The 18060-nt window shown below is 59.9% G+C and carries 22 protein-coding genes; 11 read left to right on the forward strand and 11 right to left on the reverse strand.

Translation table 11 applies throughout. The features are described from left to right. The first annotated feature begins 70 nt into the window (after positions 1-70). On the forward strand, positions 71-1342 hold the full coding sequence (locus tag NIM86_RS01125) for a glycerophosphodiester phosphodiesterase family protein (RefSeq protein WP_253378449.1): 1272 nt from the start codon (positions 71-73) through the stop codon (positions 1340-1342). Positions 1343-1401: 59 nt separating this feature from the next. Here NIM86_RS01125 and NIM86_RS01130 read toward each other — a convergent pair whose 3' ends face one another. The 6 genes from NIM86_RS01130 to cysS form a co-directional block, all read right to left on the reverse strand. Beyond that, positions 1402-1935: a DUF523 domain-containing protein gene (locus NIM86_RS01130; RefSeq protein ID WP_253378450.1), complete on the reverse strand. Its 534-nt coding sequence runs from the start codon at positions 1933-1935 to the stop codon at positions 1402-1404. A gap of 75 nt (positions 1936-2010) precedes the next feature. After that, positions 2011-2967 carry an EamA family transporter RarD gene (gene rarD / locus NIM86_RS01135; protein ID WP_253378452.1) on the reverse strand — a complete coding sequence of 319 codons (957 nt, stop codon included), beginning with the start codon at positions 2965-2967 and terminating at the stop codon, positions 2011-2013. Beyond that, a complete protein-coding gene (gene cimA, locus NIM86_RS01140; RefSeq protein ID WP_253378454.1) occupies positions 2967-4577 on the reverse strand; it encodes a citramalate synthase in 1611 nt (536 codons plus the stop codon). The genes rarD and cimA overlap by 1 nt, the downstream gene beginning before the upstream one ends. A gap of 40 nt (positions 4578-4617) precedes the next feature. Beyond that, on the reverse strand, positions 4618-5094 hold the full coding sequence (locus NIM86_RS01145; protein ID WP_253378456.1) for a GFA family protein: 477 nt from the start codon (positions 5092-5094) through the stop codon (positions 4618-4620). Then, complete coding sequence (locus tag NIM86_RS01150; RefSeq protein WP_253378458.1) at positions 5091-5549, reverse strand: GFA family protein; 459 nt, start codon at positions 5547-5549, stop codon at positions 5091-5093. Before NIM86_RS01150 ends, NIM86_RS01145 begins: the two co-directional genes overlap by 4 nt. Then, positions 5546-7027, reverse strand: a complete 1482-nt coding sequence (gene cysS, locus NIM86_RS01155; protein ID WP_253378460.1) for a cysteine--tRNA ligase — start codon at positions 7025-7027, stop codon at positions 5546-5548. Before cysS ends, NIM86_RS01150 begins: the two co-directional genes overlap by 4 nt. Before the next feature lie 297 nt (positions 7028-7324). On the opposite strand from cysS, the gene NIM86_RS01160 reads away from it, so the two are divergent. Together NIM86_RS01160 and NIM86_RS01165 are read left to right on the forward strand one after the other, a co-directional pair. Continuing rightward, the gene (locus NIM86_RS01160) at positions 7325-7516 is read left to right on the forward strand and encodes a hypothetical protein (RefSeq protein WP_253378462.1); all 192 of its coding nucleotides are present in this window, start codon (positions 7325-7327) and stop codon (positions 7514-7516) included. Positions 7517-7660: 144 nt separating this feature from the next. Then, complete coding sequence (locus NIM86_RS01165; RefSeq protein WP_253378464.1) at positions 7661-7999, forward strand: hypothetical protein; 339 nt, start codon at positions 7661-7663, stop codon at positions 7997-7999. A gap of 19 nt (positions 8000-8018) precedes the next feature. Here NIM86_RS01165 and NIM86_RS01170 read toward each other — a convergent pair whose 3' ends face one another. After that, the gene (locus NIM86_RS01170) at positions 8019-8648 is read right to left on the reverse strand and encodes a LysE/ArgO family amino acid transporter (RefSeq protein ID WP_253378466.1); all 630 of its coding nucleotides are present in this window, start codon (positions 8646-8648) and stop codon (positions 8019-8021) included. 4 nt (positions 8649-8652) lie between these two features. Next, on the reverse strand, positions 8653-9399 hold the full coding sequence (locus tag NIM86_RS01175; RefSeq protein WP_253378467.1) for an SOS response-associated peptidase: 747 nt from the start codon (positions 9397-9399) through the stop codon (positions 8653-8655). A gap of 49 nt (positions 9400-9448) precedes the next feature. On the opposite strand from NIM86_RS01175, the gene NIM86_RS01180 reads away from it, so the two are divergent. The 8 genes from NIM86_RS01180 to NIM86_RS01215 all read left to right on the forward strand — a co-directional run bounded on the left by NIM86_RS01180 (position 9449) and on the right by NIM86_RS01215 (position 15607). Further along, positions 9449-9844, forward strand: a complete 396-nt coding sequence (locus NIM86_RS01180) for an NUDIX hydrolase (protein ID WP_253378469.1) — start codon at positions 9449-9451, stop codon at positions 9842-9844. Beyond that, on the forward strand, positions 9828-10343 hold the full coding sequence (locus tag NIM86_RS01185; protein ID WP_253378471.1) for a TIGR02301 family protein: 516 nt from the start codon (positions 9828-9830) through the stop codon (positions 10341-10343). Before NIM86_RS01180 ends, NIM86_RS01185 begins: the two co-directional genes overlap by 17 nt. A 109-nt stretch (positions 10344-10452) precedes the next feature. Further along, positions 10453-10737: a hypothetical protein gene (locus NIM86_RS01190; protein WP_253378473.1), complete on the forward strand. Its 285-nt coding sequence runs from the start codon at positions 10453-10455 to the stop codon at positions 10735-10737. Between the two features lie 65 nt (positions 10738-10802). Then, complete coding sequence (locus tag NIM86_RS01195; RefSeq protein WP_253378475.1) at positions 10803-11756, forward strand: hypothetical protein; 954 nt, start codon at positions 10803-10805, stop codon at positions 11754-11756. Between the two features lie 2 nt (positions 11757-11758). Continuing rightward, positions 11759-12607, forward strand: coding sequence for a folate-binding protein (locus NIM86_RS01200; protein ID WP_253378477.1), 849 nt, complete (start codon positions 11759-11761; stop codon positions 12605-12607). A 32-nt stretch (positions 12608-12639) separates the two neighbouring features. Next, positions 12640-13251: an HD family hydrolase gene (locus tag NIM86_RS01205; RefSeq protein WP_253380633.1), complete on the forward strand. Its 612-nt coding sequence runs from the start codon at positions 12640-12642 to the stop codon at positions 13249-13251. Positions 13252-13328: 77 nt separating this feature from the next. Beyond that, complete coding sequence (locus NIM86_RS01210; protein ID WP_253378479.1) at positions 13329-14240, forward strand: mechanosensitive ion channel family protein; 912 nt, start codon at positions 13329-13331, stop codon at positions 14238-14240. A 110-nt stretch (positions 14241-14350) separates the two neighbouring features. Beyond that, complete coding sequence (locus NIM86_RS01215) at positions 14351-15607, forward strand: MFS transporter (RefSeq protein ID WP_253378481.1); 1257 nt, start codon at positions 14351-14353, stop codon at positions 15605-15607. Positions 15608-15612: 5 nt separating this feature from the next. Here NIM86_RS01215 and recO read toward each other — a convergent pair whose 3' ends face one another. Genes recO through rnc form a run of 3 tightly spaced genes read right to left on the reverse strand, consistent with a single transcriptional unit; the run spans position 15613 to position 18060 of the window. Beyond that, positions 15613-16353, reverse strand: coding sequence for a DNA repair protein RecO (recO, locus tag NIM86_RS01220; protein WP_253378483.1), 741 nt, complete (start codon positions 16351-16353; stop codon positions 15613-15615). 40 nt (positions 16354-16393) lie between these two features. After that, positions 16394-17341 carry a GTPase Era gene (gene era, locus NIM86_RS01225; protein ID WP_253378485.1) on the reverse strand — a complete coding sequence of 316 codons (948 nt, stop codon included), beginning with the start codon at positions 17339-17341 and terminating at the stop codon, positions 16394-16396. Then, positions 17341-18060, reverse strand: a complete 720-nt coding sequence (gene rnc, locus NIM86_RS01230) for a ribonuclease III (protein WP_253378487.1) — start codon at positions 18058-18060, stop codon at positions 17341-17343. Before rnc ends, era begins: the two co-directional genes overlap by 1 nt.

The raw sequence follows: 18060 nt of genomic DNA on the forward strand, positions 1-18060 counted from the left end.
TCATGATCGGCATCCTAAAGTGAAGGACGGACGGAGCTTGCTGCCGTCCCTTTCATTGAGGGAGCCCCACATGACCGCCCTACGCAACATATTAGCCGCCGCGACGATTTTCGCCGGCAGTCCAGCTTTCGCCCAATCGGGCGATACCAATACCGAGACCCCCGCATCGTCAATCCAGGCACCGGATGTCGGCACGATCACCTATGGCGTTCGTCCAGCCTACCTCGTCGATGTAATGGATGAGGGCGAGCTGAAGACAAAACTCCAGGGTTGTCTTGCCAATACGCCGACCAAGTCCAACTGGTCGATCGGCCATCGGGGCGCGATGTTGGCCTTTCCCGAGCATACGGCCGAGGGCTACATCGCAGCCGCCCGGATGGGCGCCGGCATTGTCGAATGCGACGTGACGTTCACCAAAGACCATGAGCTGGTATGCCGCCACGCACAGAACGACTTGCACACCACGACGAATATCCTGACCACCGATCTCGCCGAGAAGTGCACAACCGGGTTTACGCCTGCGTCCGGCGATCAGGACGCGGCAGCCGAATGTCGGACATCCGATCTGACGCTGGCGGAATTGAGAACGCTCTCGCCCAAGCAGGATGCTGCCAATGGCAGGGCGACAACGGTTGAGGACTATCAAGACGGCACTCCGAACTTCCGCACCGACCTTTACACCCCAGGCGCACGCCTCGTGACCTTCGCCGAATCGATAGAACTGATGCAGCAGCTCGGCGTGAAAATGACGCCGGAATTGAAAAAGCCCTCGGTCGATATGCCTTTCGGCGGCTTCAGCCAGGAACAGTATGCGCAGAAGATGATCGACGAATTAAAGGCAGCGGGCGTCGATCCGTCGGATGTATGGCCGCAATCCTTCGAGATAGAGGACATCCGATACTGGATCGCAAACGAGCCGGACTTCGGCAAGCAGGCCGTCTATCTGGACGACCAGTACGACAATGAAGGCTTCGACATCGCCAACCCTTCGACCTGGGAGCACAAGTTCGAGGATCTCAAAGCCGAGGGTATCAATTATATCGCGCCGCCGATGTGGATGCTGGTCGAAGCCGAGAACGGCAAGATCGTGCCGAGCGAGTACGCTAAAATGGCCAAGAATGCCGGCCTGAAGATCATCACCTGGACGGCAGAGCGTTCCGGCAATCTGCATGAGGGTGGCGGCTGGTACTACGAAACCATCGCGGATGTAACGGACGATGATGGCGACGTCTTCAAGCTGATGGACGTGCTATACAACGAAGTGGGCGTCGCGGGTCTCTTCTCCGACTGGCCGGCGACCACCACCTTCTTTGCCAACTGCATGGAGCAGGCGAGCAACTGAGGTCCATTCGTTCTCGCGTCACGCGAAGGCCGCCGCTTATCGCTACTGCGGCCTTCGCATCACGAGCGAAGGCGCTCGTCCAGTTCCGCCAGGCGGGTTTCCGGCCAGACTTCAATTCCGGCGGCACGCAATGCAGCGCTAGTCACGCCCATCCCCTCAATCCGGTTTCCGCTGAACGTGCCGTCATAGATGAATGTCGAGCCGCACGATGGGGAACCGTCCGTCAGCACGGCATGGCGACAGCCAACGCGCTGTGCAAGCGCGACCGTTTCCCCGGCTGCCTTGATGTAAAGTGCGCTTACGTCATTGCCCGTCGCGTCCACCACGGAAGCCGACCCAAGCAACACCGTCTCGCCGTCCGGTCGCTGCCAACCTGCGTCGCGGACCTGTGGCGAACCGGATTCCATCAGGCTGTCCCTAATTTCCGCCGGTGGGCGCGGTGTCGGAAATCCGACAGCGACTTCCGGGCAGACCGACACCACCCTGCCCTCTGCCAACCATCGCGAAATTATCGCATTGCCAGAAAGCTTGTCCTTGCCATTGTAGCGAACCGGGCGGCCGAGCAGGCAGGCTGAAACGAGAATGCGATCCATGTCTCGTTGGCTAGCATCTAGAAGCCTGTCGAACCAGACTTTCTCGGAAGGCCGCAGATGCAGAGGCCAGGTGCGCTATGTCCGCGTGCCGGGCTCGACGAGCGGAAGGTTGGCCCTTTGCCGCCGGCGTTCGCGAAGGATCGACGTGACATAAAGCGCCAAGGCCAGCCATATAAAGCAGAATGCGACGAGCCGGGCCGGGCCGAACGGTTCCTTGAACACGAAAACCGCGATCAGGAAGATCATGGTCGGCGCGATATATTGCATGACGCCAATAGTCGACAGCCGCAGCAGTTTCGCCCCGTTGGCGTATAAAATCAAAGGAATGGCTGTCGCAACGCCAGCGAAGAGAAGAAGGCCGACATCCTCCCAGCCTCCGCCGCCAAAAAATGGTTTATTGTCGGACCAGGTCAGCCACAGCAAATAGCCGAACGCGACGGGCGCAAGCAGCAAGACCTCAAGAAAAAAGCCCTGATTGGGACCCACCGGCAATGTCTTGCGGAAATAGGCGTAGCCGCCCCATGACAGGACAAGCCCGAGCGAGACCAACGGCAGCCCGCCGCTCTCCCAGGTCAGGATTGCCACCGCGATCACCGCCGAGACGATGGCGGCAAGCTGCAAACGCGTCATCTTCTCGCGCAGGACGATCGCGCCGAGCGCTACGGTGAAAAGCGGATTGACGTAATAGCCGAGCGACGTTTCCAGAGCACGATCATTGGCGATAGCCCATACATAGATCGACCAGTTGATGCTGATAAGCGTGGCCGTGACCGCCGCCATGCCGATAATGCGCCAATCGCCCAGCGCGCGTTTCAGATCGTCCGTTCGGCGCAGCCATAATATCCATGCGCCCGCAAGCGGGATGGACCAGAGGACGCGGTGCGCCACCACCTCGATCGAGCCGATATGGGCCACCGCCTTCATGTAGAACGGCAGAAATCCCCACAAAAGATAAGCGGAGAACGCATAGAAGAACCCTGTGAGCGTATCACCGGTGTCGGTCACGACCGGTCCGTTCGCTGAGGTAGCCATCAGGCCGCTTTCTGTGCTTCCAGCCGTTCGAAAAGGCAGTAAACGATGGAGTCCATCATCGCCTCGAAAGAGGCGTCGATGACATTGTCCGAAACGCCGATGGTGGTCCAGTGACGGCCGTGCCCGTTCCGCGTCTCGATCATCACGCGGGTGACGGCTTCGGTGCCGCCGTTCAGGATGCGGACTTTATAATCGACCAGTTCGATATCCTCGATCAAGGTCTGATATTTGCCGAGATCCTTGCGCAGCGCAACATCGAGCGCGTTGACCGGCCCCTTTCCTTCGGCGACGCTCATCTTCTCTTCGCCATCGATTTCGACCTTCACCACCGCCTCGGCAAGATCGATCTTTTCGCCTACGGCATTGATGCGGCGCTCCACGACGCAGCGATAGCTGGTGACATTGAAATAATTGGGAACGGCGCCGAGATGACGCCGGGCCAGCATTTCGAAGGATGCATCGGCATCCTCATAAGCATAGCCTTCCGCCTCGCGGTCCTTGACCAGCGCAATCAGCGAATCCAGGCGCGGATCGTCTTTTCTGACGCTGATACCGCGCTTGGCGAGACCGTCTATGAAGTTCGCCTTGCCGCCCTGATCGGAGACCATGACCCGTCGATTGTTGCCGACGCTCTGCGGCGCGACATGCTCATATGTTTCCGGCTCTTTCAGAAGGGCGGAGGCGTGAATGCCCGCTTTCGTGGCAAAGGCGGATGCCCCGACATAGGGCGCCTGCGGATCGGGCGTGCGGTTCAACAGATCGTCGAACAGGCGCGATAGCCTGGTCAGGCTCTTCAGCTTATCGGCGCCGATGCCGGTCTCGAATCGTTCCGAAAAGCTCTCCTTGAGCAATAGCGTCGGGATGATCGAGACAAGATTGGCATTGCCGCAACGCTCGCCGATGCCGTTCAGTGTGCCCTGAATCTGACGGACGCCGGCATTGACGGCGGCAAGGCTGTTGGCGACCGCCTGACCCGTATCGTCATGAGCGTGGATGCCGAGATGGTCGCCGGGAATACCCGCTTCGCCGATGACATGCTCCACGATGGCGCGCACATCGATGGGCTGCGTTCCGCCATTGGTGTCGCACAGCACAACCCAGCGCGCACCAGCGTCGAAGGCGGCTTTGGCGCAGGCGAGCGCATAGTCCGTGTTCGCCTTGTAGCCGTCGAAGAAATGCTCGCAGTCGATCAGCGCCTCACGGCCAGCCCCAACAACGGCTTCAACCGACTGGCGGATATTGTCGAGATTTTCCTCCAACGTGCAGCCGAGCGCGACACGGACGTGGTAATCCCAGCTTTTGGCGACCAGGCAGATCGCATCGGCCTTGCTGGCGAGCGTTCCGGCCAGCCCCGGATCGTTCGATGCCGAGACCCCGGCCCGTTTGGTCATGCCGAATGCAGTGAAAGTTGCGGATTTTGTCGCTTTAGCGGAAAAGAGCGCCGTGTCGGTCGGGTTCGCGCCGGGATAGCCGCCCTCGACATAGTCGATGCCGAAATCGTCCAGCCACTGGGCGATCTGGCGCTTTTCTTCCAGCGCAAAATCGACGCCGGGCGTCTGCTGACCGTCCCTAAGGGTGGTATCGTAGAGGTAGAGGCGTTCTTTCGTCATGGCCCGCCCTTACACCTCTGAAGCCGCCGGGGGAAGCATGTCAGCCCTTCGGCCAGTCTTCGCCCTCATCCGTCGGGTGGTCGGGATGCAGATTGCTGACGATGCCGTCGTAGAAGTCCTGCATCTTCGCAGCGTCATCGGCTCCACGGTCCGGGACCTGGTGGAGGGTCGCGAAGTAGGACAGCCGATTTTCCGGATTGACCTGAACCGCTGGCGGAGCGTGTTCCGGATCGTCCAGTGCGCCAATAGCGATCTCAACCACGGGCTTACCGTCCCACTCATATTCATAAGTCAGCGGCGTGCCGCAATGGCCGCAAAAGCCGCGTCTGGCCTTGTTGGACGAGGCAAAACGCTTCGGCTCGCCGCGCATCCATTTCAGACCGTGGGCCGTCACGAGCGGGCCGAAAAAAGCGCCGAACGCCTTTTGGCACATGCGGCAATGGCAGATGGAGGCGCGCCCCAGACTCTCGGCCTCGAACCGCACCGCCCCGCATTGGCAGCCGCCGGTGATGGTCATGGCTTATGCTCCCGTGGCCAGTCCTTGGTACCGTAATCGGGATGCTGAAACGACTCACCCGATGAGGATTCCGGTTCTGTGGTCCTCGGCAGGCCTGACAGAGTGTCGAACCAGGGAACCATCTTCTGCGACCAGACGTGATGGGTCGGCGGCAGCGCGGCTGGCTCGTCTAGCGTGCCAATTGATAGGTCGATCGTCTCTTTGCCGTCCGGCTCGAAAGTCAGCGGCGTGCCGCACGCGCAGCAGAAACCGCGCTGCGCCGATGGCGAAGACCGCCAGCGGGAAGGTTCGCCTTGCGTCCAATCCAGATTCACACGTTCAACGGTGAAGAACGGCCAGATCACCGAGCCAGCCGCCTTCTGGCACATGCGGCAATGGCAGATGGCCGCTTCCTTCACTTCGCCGCTGGCCGCGAAACGTATCCCGCCACACTGGCAGCCTCCGGTAAGGGTCACCGCTTCACCTCCCAAGTGGTCACGCGTTCGCCGGTTTCGGAATCCTTTGAATCCTTTAGCTGGATTCCCTGTTCCAGAAGTTCATCGCGAATGCGGTCCGCCTCGGCCCAATTCTTGTCGTGGATGAAGGCGAGGCGTTGGCTTACGCTGGTGGCGATTTCCTCTTCCGAAAGCTCAATAGCATTTCGACGAGCCGCTTTGATGGCAAAGATATCGAACCCAAGCAATTTCAGCGCTGAAAAGAATTGCCCGTGCACTTGTTCGCCGGCCCACCCCCCTTTCACACTTGCTGTCAGGGCCGATATCGCTGCGCCGATATTGAGGTCATCTGATAAAGCACTCAAAAACTTTTCATCTGGAGCCGAAGAGGCAGGTTCGATGGAAGCTATTCCAATCCAGTGGTTTAAGATCGCCTCCGCCTCTTCCAACCGCCTCACCGAAAAGTCGATGGGCTCGCGATAGTGGGTCATCAAAATGGCTAGGCGCAGCACCTCGCCCGGCCATTTGCGCCCGCCGAATTTTTCCGTTTCCAGCAAATCGTGGATGGTGATGAAGTTGCCTTCACTCTTGCTCATCTTGCGGCCTTCCACTTGTAGAAAGCCGTTATGCATCCAGTACCGGGCCATGGTCTCGGAGCCGTGGGCGCAGCGGCTCTGGGCGATCTCGTTCTCGTGATGCGGGAAGATCAGGTCCAGCCCGCCGCCATGAATGTCGAAGGTCTCGCCGAGATAGGCGGCGCTCATCGCCGAGCACTCGATGTGCCAGCCGGGGCGGCCATGGATGGTACGCTCAGCACTATCGACGCGGAACGTCGCGTCCCAGCCGGGCTGGTCAGCCGCGCTTTCCTTCCAGAGGACGAAATCGGCCGGGTTCTTTTTGTGGCTTTCGACAGCAATGCGCGCGCCCGCCTGCTGCTCGTCCAGTTTGCGCTTCGAGAGATGACCGTAATCCGCCATCGAAGCGGTATCGAACAGCACTTCGGCGCCCTCCCCGCCCTCGGCGATGTAGGCATTTCCTCGGTCGAGCAGGGTCTGGATCAGGCCCGCCATATCCGTTTTGCCGTCCTCGCGCGGCAGCACGAACTCCGTCGCGCGTGGCTGGATGGTTGGCTCCAGGCAGCCGAGGGCCGCGACATCTTTCTGGTATTGCGTGAAGGTCTTTTCGGTCACTTCGCGGATCGCGCCGTTCAGCGTCAATTCACCGGCTTCGATTTGCGGTCCGAAATCGCGTAACGCACGGGCGTTGATCTTGTCGTCGACGTCCGTGATGTTGCGCACATAGGTGACGTGATCTTCACCATAGATATGCCGCAGCAGCCGAAACATCACGTCGAAGACGATGGCCGGTCGGGCATTGCCGATATGGGCATAGTCGTAAACCGTCGGTCCGCAGACATACATGCGCACATTGTTGGAATCGGCCGATTCGAAGACCTCTTTTTGACGGGTCAGCGTGTTGTAAAGGCGCAGTTCAGTCATGTCGGGTCCCGGTGATTTTGGCGCTTATCGCGAGCCGGTCTTTTGGGCCAGCGGGCGGGAAACCGTCAAGCGTCTCTCCATAGCCGCTCAAATGCAAAGGAAGGTGTCCGCAGCGTCGGCGTTTGTGGCGCGGCGGCAACATGGTTAGCCAAACCATATCTTCACCAAACCAAAATCGGCTTGGAACTCATGGTGAAGGCTTGAGTTAGCCAATTGTAAAGCAGATCGTTTCATTGTGATGCATAAGCGTAACGGGCGACCTAAACACTGTAATTGGTTGCCAAAAAGGAAAAGCCGATGGCACTGGAAATCGTTGAAGCCGTACAAGCAGCAAAGCGTTGTGAAGATGCAGCCCGCCGGAACGAGGGCCGCGTAGCGACTAGCGATTGGGGCATCCAGCTCACGCCCAAATACAAGTCGATCGCTCACCCTGCCGTTTCCGGCGCTGTCGCCGGGCGCTGCACGGCCAAGTCGGGTCGTTCCAACTAACGATCTGACTGAAATTTCCGGTCTTTCTCGATGCCGTTCGCGACATGCGGACGGCATTGTGCGTTTCATATCCCGATTTTCTTGCGCGTGCCCCGGCTTTCCGGCATCGTGGACGAGAGGGGCGCATGTCGGAGGACACAGGTTATGGCTCGTCTCCAAAAATTCATTCTGCTTGGCGCAACAGCTCTTTCAATTGCTGTCGGCACTGCTCCCTCTCAGGCGACCTCCGGTCCCGGCTGCCTGTATGTTGTTAATGTCGCGCCCTACGATGTTCTGAACATGCGCGCGCGGCCCAGCGCCCGCTCGGCCATCGTCGACCAATTGCCACCGCGCCGGCACGGCATCATTCATCTCGACGCCAAGTGCCGTCCGCTCAGCCGGCCCTGGGCTTCGCGCTGGTGTCCCGTCACGCATTACGAGGCCGATCGCGTCATAAGCGGCTGGATCAAGGCCCGCTACATCCGCGACATCGACTGTCCTTAACCGGCTGTCGGCGGAACTTTTAAAGCTGTATCAATAGCTTGGTGCCAATTGCCGCCATCACGATTCCGATGACGCCATCGAGAACACGCCAGGCAATGGGTCGCGCGAAAAGCGGCGCCAGGAGGCGTGCGCCGTAGCCGAGGCTGAAAAACCAGACAAAGGAAGCGGTCGCCGCGCCTGCCCCGTATGCCAGACGGGCCGCCCCTTCATATCGGGACGATAGAGAGCCGAGAAGCAGAACCGTATCCAGATAAACATGCGGATTGAGAAAGGTGAAGGCGAGGCATGTGGCAATAGCGGCGGATAATCTGCCAGCCTTTGCCGTGCCGTCTGTCGGCATCATCACTGACGGACGCCAGGCCCGATAAAACGCGATGGCCGCATAAGTGAAGAGGAATGCCGCTCCGCCAAGCGTCACCCAGAAAATCAATGAAGGCGCACTGCTGATCAGCGTGCCGAGACCGGCCACGCCCGCCACAATCAGTAGCGCATCTGAGAGTGAACAGATCAGAGAGAGGATGAAGACGTGTTGCCGCAGCAGTCCCTGCCGGAGAATGAAGGCATTCTGCGCGCCGATGGCGATGATCAGCGTTGCGCCAAGCGCGAAACCCGTGCCGAACGGTCCGATGAGGGCTGGCGAGAATTCCATCGCACTAACTGCCGAACAGTTCCATTTGCGGCGCAGGAGATTTTTCTCTCAACTCCACCTCCTCGACCGCCTCCTGAAGTTCCGGTCCCATATTCGCAACCTTGTTGACCTCGGCCGATACCGGCACGCCGCGCCAGAAATCCTCATCGGCAGGACGAAGAAGATCGGCGATATGGCGCGGCTCGTAATTTCGTACATCGAGCCAGCGGTCGAAATCGGCCTGCGGGATCGTTACCGGCATGCGGTGGTGGATCGCGCCGAGAGTCTCATTTGCTCGGGTTGTCAGGATGGCTCCGGTCTCCACCTCTGAGCCGTCAGGCGCCATGAATGGGCTGTAGAGGCCGGCGAAGGCGATAAGTCCGCCGCGAGCGGGACTGATCCAATAGGGTTGCGGCCTCTCATTGCCGTTTCGACGCCATTCGTAGAAGCCGGACGCCGGAATGAGAATGCGTCCGTGACGCATGGCGCCGCGAAAGGCCGGCTTGTCGGCAGCGGTCTCGCTTCGCGCATTGAACATAAGCGGCATATCGGCAGGATTTTTTGCCCAGGACGGCACCAAGCCCCACCTCACCAGCCGAACCTGCCGCGCGGTTTCGCTCACGCCGGCGCGTCGGTCGGTATAGCCCATGACGATCAGTATCGGCTGGCTCGGCGCGATGTTGTAGCGTGGCGGGAACGGCTCTATCGGATCGAGGTCGAAATAGCTTTCGACCGCCTCCGCAGGGCTGGTAAGGGAGAAGCGTCCGCACATGCGACGCAACTTTCCCGCCACCCTGCCTGGCGTCAAGCGGAGTTTGCACATGAGCGAAACGATTGCCGGCGTCTCCGTGATCGTCTGTCGCAAGGAGCATTACCTTCTGGTCCGGAGAGCACGGCCGCCATTCGAGGGCAAGCTGGCGTTTCCCGGCGGTCGCGTAGCTCACGGAGAGACGCTGGAACAGGCGGCGCGACGAGAGCTATTCGAGGAGACGGCTCTTACGGCCAAAACGATGACTCCTGTGGACAATTTCATAATCGAGGCCGGCGCCGCCCGATTTCACCTCCATGTCTTCGTGACGGAAGCCAGCGGCGAAGAGCGCGCCGGCGACGATGCCGCCTCGATAGAGTGGCTCGATCTTGCTGAAATGGAAGCCAACGGCGAATCGGTGACGGCCGATACGCTTCGTCTTGCACGAAAGTTTGCGACCGATCGATGAGATCGAGAATATCGAAAGTCTTGAATACGCCGCGCTTTCCCGGCAGAGAAAGCTCATGATCTTCCCTCGCCCCATTCGGTCCTCTCTCATCGTCACGGTCCTCCTGGCCATGTCATGCGGTGTCATGGCGCAGACAGACGGTGACCAGACTTCTGAAACCGAGGCGGAGGAAAAGCCCGCTGTCACGGTGGAAAGTGCGGAATCGACCTATTTGCCCGATCTCGTCCGGCTGGCGGAGATTTCCGGCTCGATGCAATATCTGCGGAGCCTTTGCGGTCAGGACAATGATAGCTGGCGGCAGGCCGTGGGCACGATCATCGCCAATAGCGGCGGGAATGAAGCCATCGAGCGCCGCCTGACGGCCGCTTATAATCGTGGTTACAGGCGTTACGCGAGCTATCACCGGCAGTGCACGACCGCCTCGGTCAACGCCGCGGAGCGGTTCCGGGTCGAGGGCCGGCTGTTGGCAAAAAGCCTGGTCGACCGCTTCGGCAACTGATCGTTCCGATTCGAAACGACCATCTGCGCCGTCGATTACCGGTTAACCAATTCCACGCTTGGATGGTGCGGTCCGCCACGGCTGTGCTACACCGATTAAGACTCGCTTAATGAACGATAAAAATCGGGACGTTTTTATGCAGGATGCGCCGAGCGATGTGGAAAGCCGGATTTTGGAAGAGATGCGCCTATGCGCCATCGAATCCCATGATGAAGCTTGGGCCGAGGGACGCTTCGCCGGCATCGACGTCGAAATTCTAGCTGAGACGGCGATCGCCACGGCGCTCTCCGCCCTGCAGGACGAAGCCGGCGAACAGGCTGCGTCCGATATGCTGGATCGTATGCGCGACCGCCTGACTGCTGGCGAGTTCGACAGCACGGCGCGCCATCACTAAATACCCGCCGCTTCGAAGCATCGGACCCCATTGACGCCCGCGCTCAAGAAGACAATCTATGGCGCATGATGCGCCATACCTCCGTTTTTTTTCTTCGCGGCGTCCTCTTCGCCGGAGCCGTGCTATTCGTTTCTTCGACAGCGTTCGCGCTTAGCGAACTAACGACGGATGACGGACAAAATCCGGCCGGCCCCATAGCTCTTCCAGGCAACGGAACGCCGGCAGAAGTCGATCCGTCGCCCCGATCACAGGATTTGCCGCCGCTAAACGATGCGCCTGTCGCTGCTCCGGTGGGTGAGCCGGGACCGGTGGAAACGGCTCCATTGCCGCCACCCAGTGCGCCGGGCAGCGGCAACACGCCACAGCCAACATCACCCCCCGCGCCATCATCGCTGCCTGTTGAAACGGCGCCGGCCGATTCGCAGTTGCCAGCGGAAGCCTCCGATACGCCCCTCATCGAAGCGCCGGTAACTGGCGAAACCGAAGCACAGGCGGCGGAGGAGCAGTCGCAAAACGATACGGTCGCGGAGCCCGCTCCTGAAAGCGCGCCGCCTCCACCCGTCAGCCATGACCTCTCTACACTTCCCGAGCCGGTCGCCCGGATGCGCCAGCTTATTATCGATGCAGCCCGCTCCGGTGACGTGGAACGCCTTCGTCCGCTTCTTGGCATGGGCGAACGCCAGACAACGCTGTCTCTCGGCGGTGTCGATGGCGATGTCATCGCGTTTCTCAAAGAGGTGAGCGGTGACGAGGAAGGCCAGGAAATCCTGGCGATACTTTCCGAGATTCTCGAAGCGGGCTACGTCCATTTCGACGAGGGCGAGAAAACCGAACTCTACGTTTGGCCCTATTTCTTCGGTCGTTCGCTGGAAACGCTGACGCCAGAGCAGAAGGTCGAATTGTTCCGGATCGTCACGGCGGGCGATTATGCCGATATGCTACAGATTGGCGCTTACGTCTTTTATCGTGTCGGGATCACACCCGATGGCGAATGGGCGTTTTTTGTGGCGGGAGACTGATTGTGGCCCGACTATACGCTATTGATGGCCGCGCCCTGATCGCGATCAAGGGCGAAGATGCCACCCATTTTCTTCAGAACCTGATCACGCTTGATCTGGCCGAACTGAAAGATGATGAGGTCCGGCCGGCCGCACTTCTGACGCCACAGGGCAAGGTTGCTTATCCGTTTCTCATCAGCCGTATCGAAAAAGGCTTTCTGATCGACACGGAGGATCATCGCAGCGACGATCTGGCGACGCGATTCAACCTTTATCGGATGAGAGCGAAGGTGTCGGTGGAAAAGCTGGACCAAACGCATGTTGCTTTGGGCGTTGACGTCGATAATGGCCTCACTGACCGACGTTTTCCGGCACCGGAAAATGTTCACCGGCTTTATGGCGCCGATGCCGACGGCGCACCAGCCGATGCCGATGCAGTAACCGAGCTTCGTATCCGTCATTGCGTGCCGGAGGCCGATAAGGACTATACCGTTGGCGAGGCCTTCGCGTTCGATATCCTCCTCGATCAACTCGGTGGGCTTTCGTTACGGAAGGGCTGTTTTGTAGGGCAGGAAGTCGTCTCGCGAATGTATCACCGGGGCACGGCCCGGCGCCGGATTGTTCAGATCACAGCCGATTCGAACCTGCCCGAAGGTGGTACGCCGCTTATCGCCGACGAAAAGCCGGTGGGAGAACTCGGCACCGTTTCTGGCCAATCAGGCCTCGCCATGGTGCGAATAGACCGCGTGGCGGCGGCGCTTGGTAAAACTCTTCCGATTCTGGCGGATGAAACGCCTGTGCAGATCGCAGTGCCAGACCGCTTCTCCTTTTCCATCGAGCCAGCCGCGCCGAATGAGGCGAGTGAAGCGTGAGCCAGCCGAAGGTACAGCGAGCCTGGCAGCGTATGCTGTCCGGGCGGCGGCTCGATCTCCTCGATCCCTCTCCGCTCGATGTCGAGCTCTCCGACCTTGCCCATGGCCTGGCGCGCGTCGCCCGCTGGAACGGGCAAACGCGGGGCAATCACGCCTTTTCGGTGGCGCAGCACAGTCTATTGGTCACCGACATCGTGGAACGGTTGAAGCCGGATGCGCCAGTGGCGCTCCGTCTCGCCGCCCTTTTGCACGATGGTCCTGAATATGTGATCGGCGATATGATTTCGCCCTTTAAGGCGGTTGTCGGCGGCACGTATAAGCTTGTCGAGAAGCGCCTTCAGGAGGCGATTCATTTACGCTTCGGGCTACCGGCTGCCCTCCCCACCGATTGGACACGCTGCATCAAGCGCGCCGATACCATCGCCGCCTGGCACGAAGCCATTACCCTAGCCGGGTTCTCCGAGAAAGAAGCCGGACAGACCTTTGCCCGTCCGCGTGGTTTCGATCCGACGGGACTGGATCTTACGCCGCTTCCAGTCGCAGACGTGGAATGTGCCTTTCTTGAGCGCGTCCGATTGCTTGAGCAGGCCGTCGGTTCCGCCGATGTGTCCGCCCCCGCAGCAAGCGGCAAAAACTTGCGGTAATCGACAAAAATTGCGAATGCGCGTGAAGTTTCGGGCCGCGCGCGCGACCTCCACCAAACTGACCATGGAATGAAAGTATGGAAAACCTGACCCAGCAGGTCGCTAGCGACGTGACCGGCGCCATCGACAACGCGACAGGCGAATTGACGACGTTGGTCGCCGAATATGCCTTCTCCGTCGTCGGTGCGATTCTCATACTCATCTTTGGCTGGATCTTCGCCAAGGTCTTGGAACGCTGGACACGCAGCGGACTGTCCGCATTCAAGCATATGGATGCGACGCTCACGCGGTTTCTGTCCAAAACGGTACGCTACATTGTGTTGGCCTTCGTCATCACGACGGTGCTTAGCCAATTCGGCGTACAAACCACGTCCATTATTGCCGCGCTCGGCGCCGCCGGCCTTGCCATCGGTCTTGCCTTGCAGGGCACACTCCAGAATGTCGCGGCGGGAATCATGCTTCTCGTTCTTCGTCCTCTCAAGGTCGGCGAACTGATTGAAGCGGGCGGCGTCATGGCGATTGTCGAAGAGATCGGTCTGTTCACCACCGAGATGAAGCGGCTCGATGGGCTCTACATGATGGTGCCCAATAGCGAGATCTGGAACAAGCCGATCACCAACTATCATCGCAACAGCCAGCGCCGCGGCGATCTGAATATCGGTATCGGCTATGGCGACAGCGCAGACACGGCCATCGCGATCATGCGCGGCATCGTCGAGCGGGACGACCGGGTGCTGTCCGATCCTGAGCCGTATTATTACGTGCAGTCCCTTGGTGATAGCGCCGTAGCGGTCGAGGCTCGATACTGGACGCTGACCAAGGATTACTGGAATACGCTCAACGACCTGCGCAAGCTGGTCAAGGAAAGGTTCGATGCCGAAGGGATCAGCATCCCATTTCCGCAGCGCGATCTGCATATCGTTTCCGGACAGACAGATCCTTCGCAGCCGCAGAATGCGATAGTCGATAAGGCCGCGTCCGAAAGCTGACCGGTCGAACGGTTTTGCGTCGGTGACACGATTTTGCCGCCGCCAAGCTTGCCGCACATTGCGCCATCGGCTCTCATGAACCGTTCCTATTTTCTGGACGGAGCAGCAGCATGATGGACGGTAAGGCGCGGGCGAAGACGGTGAAAAGCACGCCTGCGGAACCGGGATTTCCCGTTCTCATTGTCGCGTGCGGCTGCATCATTGCCGCGCTCACTTTCGGTCCCCGTTCGGCGATGGGCTTTTTCCAGCTTCCGATGCTGGCCGACCGGCCCTTCGACCGAAATGCCTTCGCGCTGGCCCTTGCCATCCAGAATATCTTCTGGGGTCTCGGCCAGCCATTGTTTGGCGCCATTGCAGACCGCTATGGCACGTGGCGCGTGCTGACCGTTTCTGGGCTCACCTATGCGGCGGGCCTCGTACTGATGGCGACGGCGCAAACAGCCGGCCTTCTTTATATCGGCGCGGGCATACTGATCGGGCTCGGGGTCGCTGCTGGCAGTTTCGGTATTGTACTGGCCGCGTTCGCCCGCAACGTGACGGAAGACCAGCGCAGTCTGGTTTTCGGCATCGGGACGGCAGCAGGAAGCGCCGGCATGCTGATCTTCGCGCCGCTCAGCCAGCAACTCATCGAAATGTTCGGCTGGTCCGATGCGTTGTTCTGGATGGCGGCTATGATGCTGGTCATTCCGTTTCTCGCCATCCCGCTGAACGGCACGTCGTCAACGGGCCGGATGGTTCCGGTCGCGAATGATCAGACGATTGGCGAGGCGCTGCGCGAAGCCTTCGGCCATCCCTCCTACCTGCTGCTGACGTCCGGCTTTTTCGTATGCGGCTTCCAGGTGGCCTTCATCACCGCGCATTTTCCCGCCTACTTGGCCGATATCAGCGTGGACGCCAGCTACGCTGTCCTCGGATTGGCGCTTATCGGGTTCTGCAACATCATCGGTTCTTTGGCCTCGGGTATAATCGGCCAGCGGAAAAGTAAGCCGGTCATGCTTGCGCTCATTTACATCGGACGTTCGATTGCCGTGACGGCGTTTCTCCTGCTGCCGCAAACGCCGGCAACGGTGATCGCCTTTTCGGTTGCGATGGGCTTTCTGTGGCTGTCGACAGTTCCGCCGACCAACGCGCTTGTGGCAGTCATGTTCGGCACGAAATATCTCGGCATGCTCGGTGGAATCGTCTTCCTTTCTCACCAGGTGGGTTCGTTTCTGGGTGTATGGCTCGGCGGCTATCTCAGGCAGACGATGGGTTCCTACGATCCGGTCTGGTGGATCGGCGTCGTTCTTGGCCTGATTGCCGCTATTCTCCATTGGCCGATCAGCGAACAGCGTGTCGAGCGCCCGGTCACCGCGCCAGCGGAGTAAACCTGTTAAAGCGTCTGGTGAGCGCCGATCGCCTGAAAAGCGGCCTCCAGAAAGGATTGTCGTTCCGGCCCGGGCGGTTTGCCTCGCGGACCGTGAATGTCACGCTCAAAGAAGTGGATCAGAAGCGTCGCAGCGTCCTGCATGGCAGCGCGGTCTGCCCTTCTTTGCGATTCACGCAAGAAGCCCGGCAATGGCAATAGCTTGCTGGCCCATGGCGCGCCGGCCTCTCTGTTGACCGCGCGACCGGACTTCGGCGACACATAAATGAGCTCTTCGGTCGTGCCGGTGGCCGCGCATTGGCGTAGATCGAGGCCGAAGCCCATTTCGTCCAGCAGCATCAGTTCGAAGCGGAGAAAGAGTTCGAGCGCTTTTTCCGGCTCCTCGAAGTGCTCCACGAGCAGCGCCGTCATATCGAACAGACGCGGATGAGAATCGCGCTCGGGTAGAAGTCGCAAGTGGGCCGCCATGGCCTGCAGCCCGTACAAGCCCACTGCGCTGCCATAGAGGCGGGCTGCATGATGCTGCAATGGTTCGACCGTATAAGTGCCGAGATGCTCGTCCAGACGCGCGCGCCAAGCCGCCGACACGCGGTTGCCCGGTTGCAGAACAGGTTGCATCCGTCGTGAGCGGCCGCCCCGCACCAGACCGAGGTGCCGACCATGGGCAGCCGTCATCAACTCCAGCACCACTGCGCTTTCGGAGTGACGGCGGACACCGAGGACGATGCCTTCATCGGCCCACTGCATGACGTCTCCGCTCTACCGCTGCCCGCTGGCGGGCAGTGCCCTATTGCGAATAGTCCAAACCAATATCGCGGTAACGGTCCGGATCGTCCGACCAGTTCTGCCGCACTTTGACAAAGAGGAAAAGGTGAACAGGCTCTTCGAGGAGCGCCGAAAGCTCCTCACGCGCCGCCGTGCCGATAGCCTTGATGGTTTGCCCCTTCTGTCCCAGCACGATCTTCTTTTGGCTGTCGCGCTCGACATAGATGACCTGCTCGACACGGATCCCCTTTTTTCCGCGATCCCAACGCTCCGTTTCGACATGGGATGAGTAGGGCAATTCCTGGTGCAGACGCAGGTAAAGCTTCTCACGCGTGATTTCGGCCGCCAGAAGCTGAAGCGGCGCATCGGCCACCTGATCTTCCGGATAATACCACGGGCCGGGTTTGGCCTCATTAGCAAGCCAGTCCATCACATCGTCAGTGCCCGAACCGTTCAGTGCAGAGATCATGAAGGTCTGATCGAAAGCAACGGCCTTATTGGCCTTCGCTGCAAGCGCCAACAATTGCTCCGGCTTGACGCGATCCACCTTGTTCAGGACCAGCGCCTTCGGTTGCCGCGTTTCGGCCAGCCGCTCCAGAATGGTGGCTGCGTCACCTTCCAACCCGCGTTCGGCATCGACCACGAAGAGAACGATATCCGCATCGCGCGCGCCGCTCCAGGCGCTGGCCACCATGGCGCGGTCCAGCCGGCGGCGCGGCTTGAAGATGCCAGGCGTGTCGATGAACACGATCTGTGCATTGTCATGGATGGCGATGCCGCGCATGGTTGTACGCGTCGTCTGGACCTTATGGGTGACGATGGAAACCTTCGAACCGACGAAACGGTTCAACAGAGTCGATTTTCCTGCATTGGTCGCGCCGAGCAGCGTAACGAAAGCCGATCGGGTTTCCAGACCGTCAACGTCCGCACCCTCACGTCCAATCGCGTCGCCTTCGCCTCTTTCCGCCATTAGCTGGCCGCTCCTTCGCTCTGCCAGACCTTTTCCGCGATTAGCATCTTTTCCGCAGCCAGACGTTCCGCCTCACGTTTCGACGGCCCTTTGGCCTCTTGCGAAACGAAACCTTCTACCTCGACACGCACCGAGAAGACCGGGTCATGATCCGGGCCGCTGCGGTCGAGAATCGAATAAAGCGGCGGTGCGCCAATCTTCTGATGCGCCCACTCCTGAAGCTCGGTCTTCGCGTCGCGTCTTCCGGCCGTCTTGGCAAGGGCTCGGCTTTGCCAGTGCTTCTCGATGAATGGCCGCGCGGCCTCCATTCCCCCGTCGAGATAGATCGTTGCGATCACGCTTTCCATCACATCGGCCCGTAGCGATTGCCGCTTGCGGCCAGCGAGGCTCTTGATCTCCGACCCTGTGCGAATCAATTCATGAAGGCCAATCTCTTCGGCCACCTCCGCGCAGGTCGTCGCGTCGACAAGCTGGTTCAGCCGGACGGAGAGTTCGCCCTCATCGGCTTTTGGAAAAGCAGTGAATAGCATTTCCGCGATGACGAGACCGAGAACCCGGTCACCGAGAAACTCCAGCCGCTCGTAGTTGCTCTTATTGGCGTTGCGCGCACTGGAGTGGGTTAAAGCCCGCTCCAGACGCTCGGTATCCTTGAAGGTATGGCCCGTCAGTTCGCCGGCTCGTTGAGCGAGCGCCTGCGAGTTGGCTTTGCCGTGGCTCAT

This window comes from Notoacmeibacter sp. MSK16QG-6, assembly GCF_024158145.1.
GTDB lineage: Bacteria > Pseudomonadota > Alphaproteobacteria > Rhizobiales > Rhizobiaceae > Notoacmeibacter.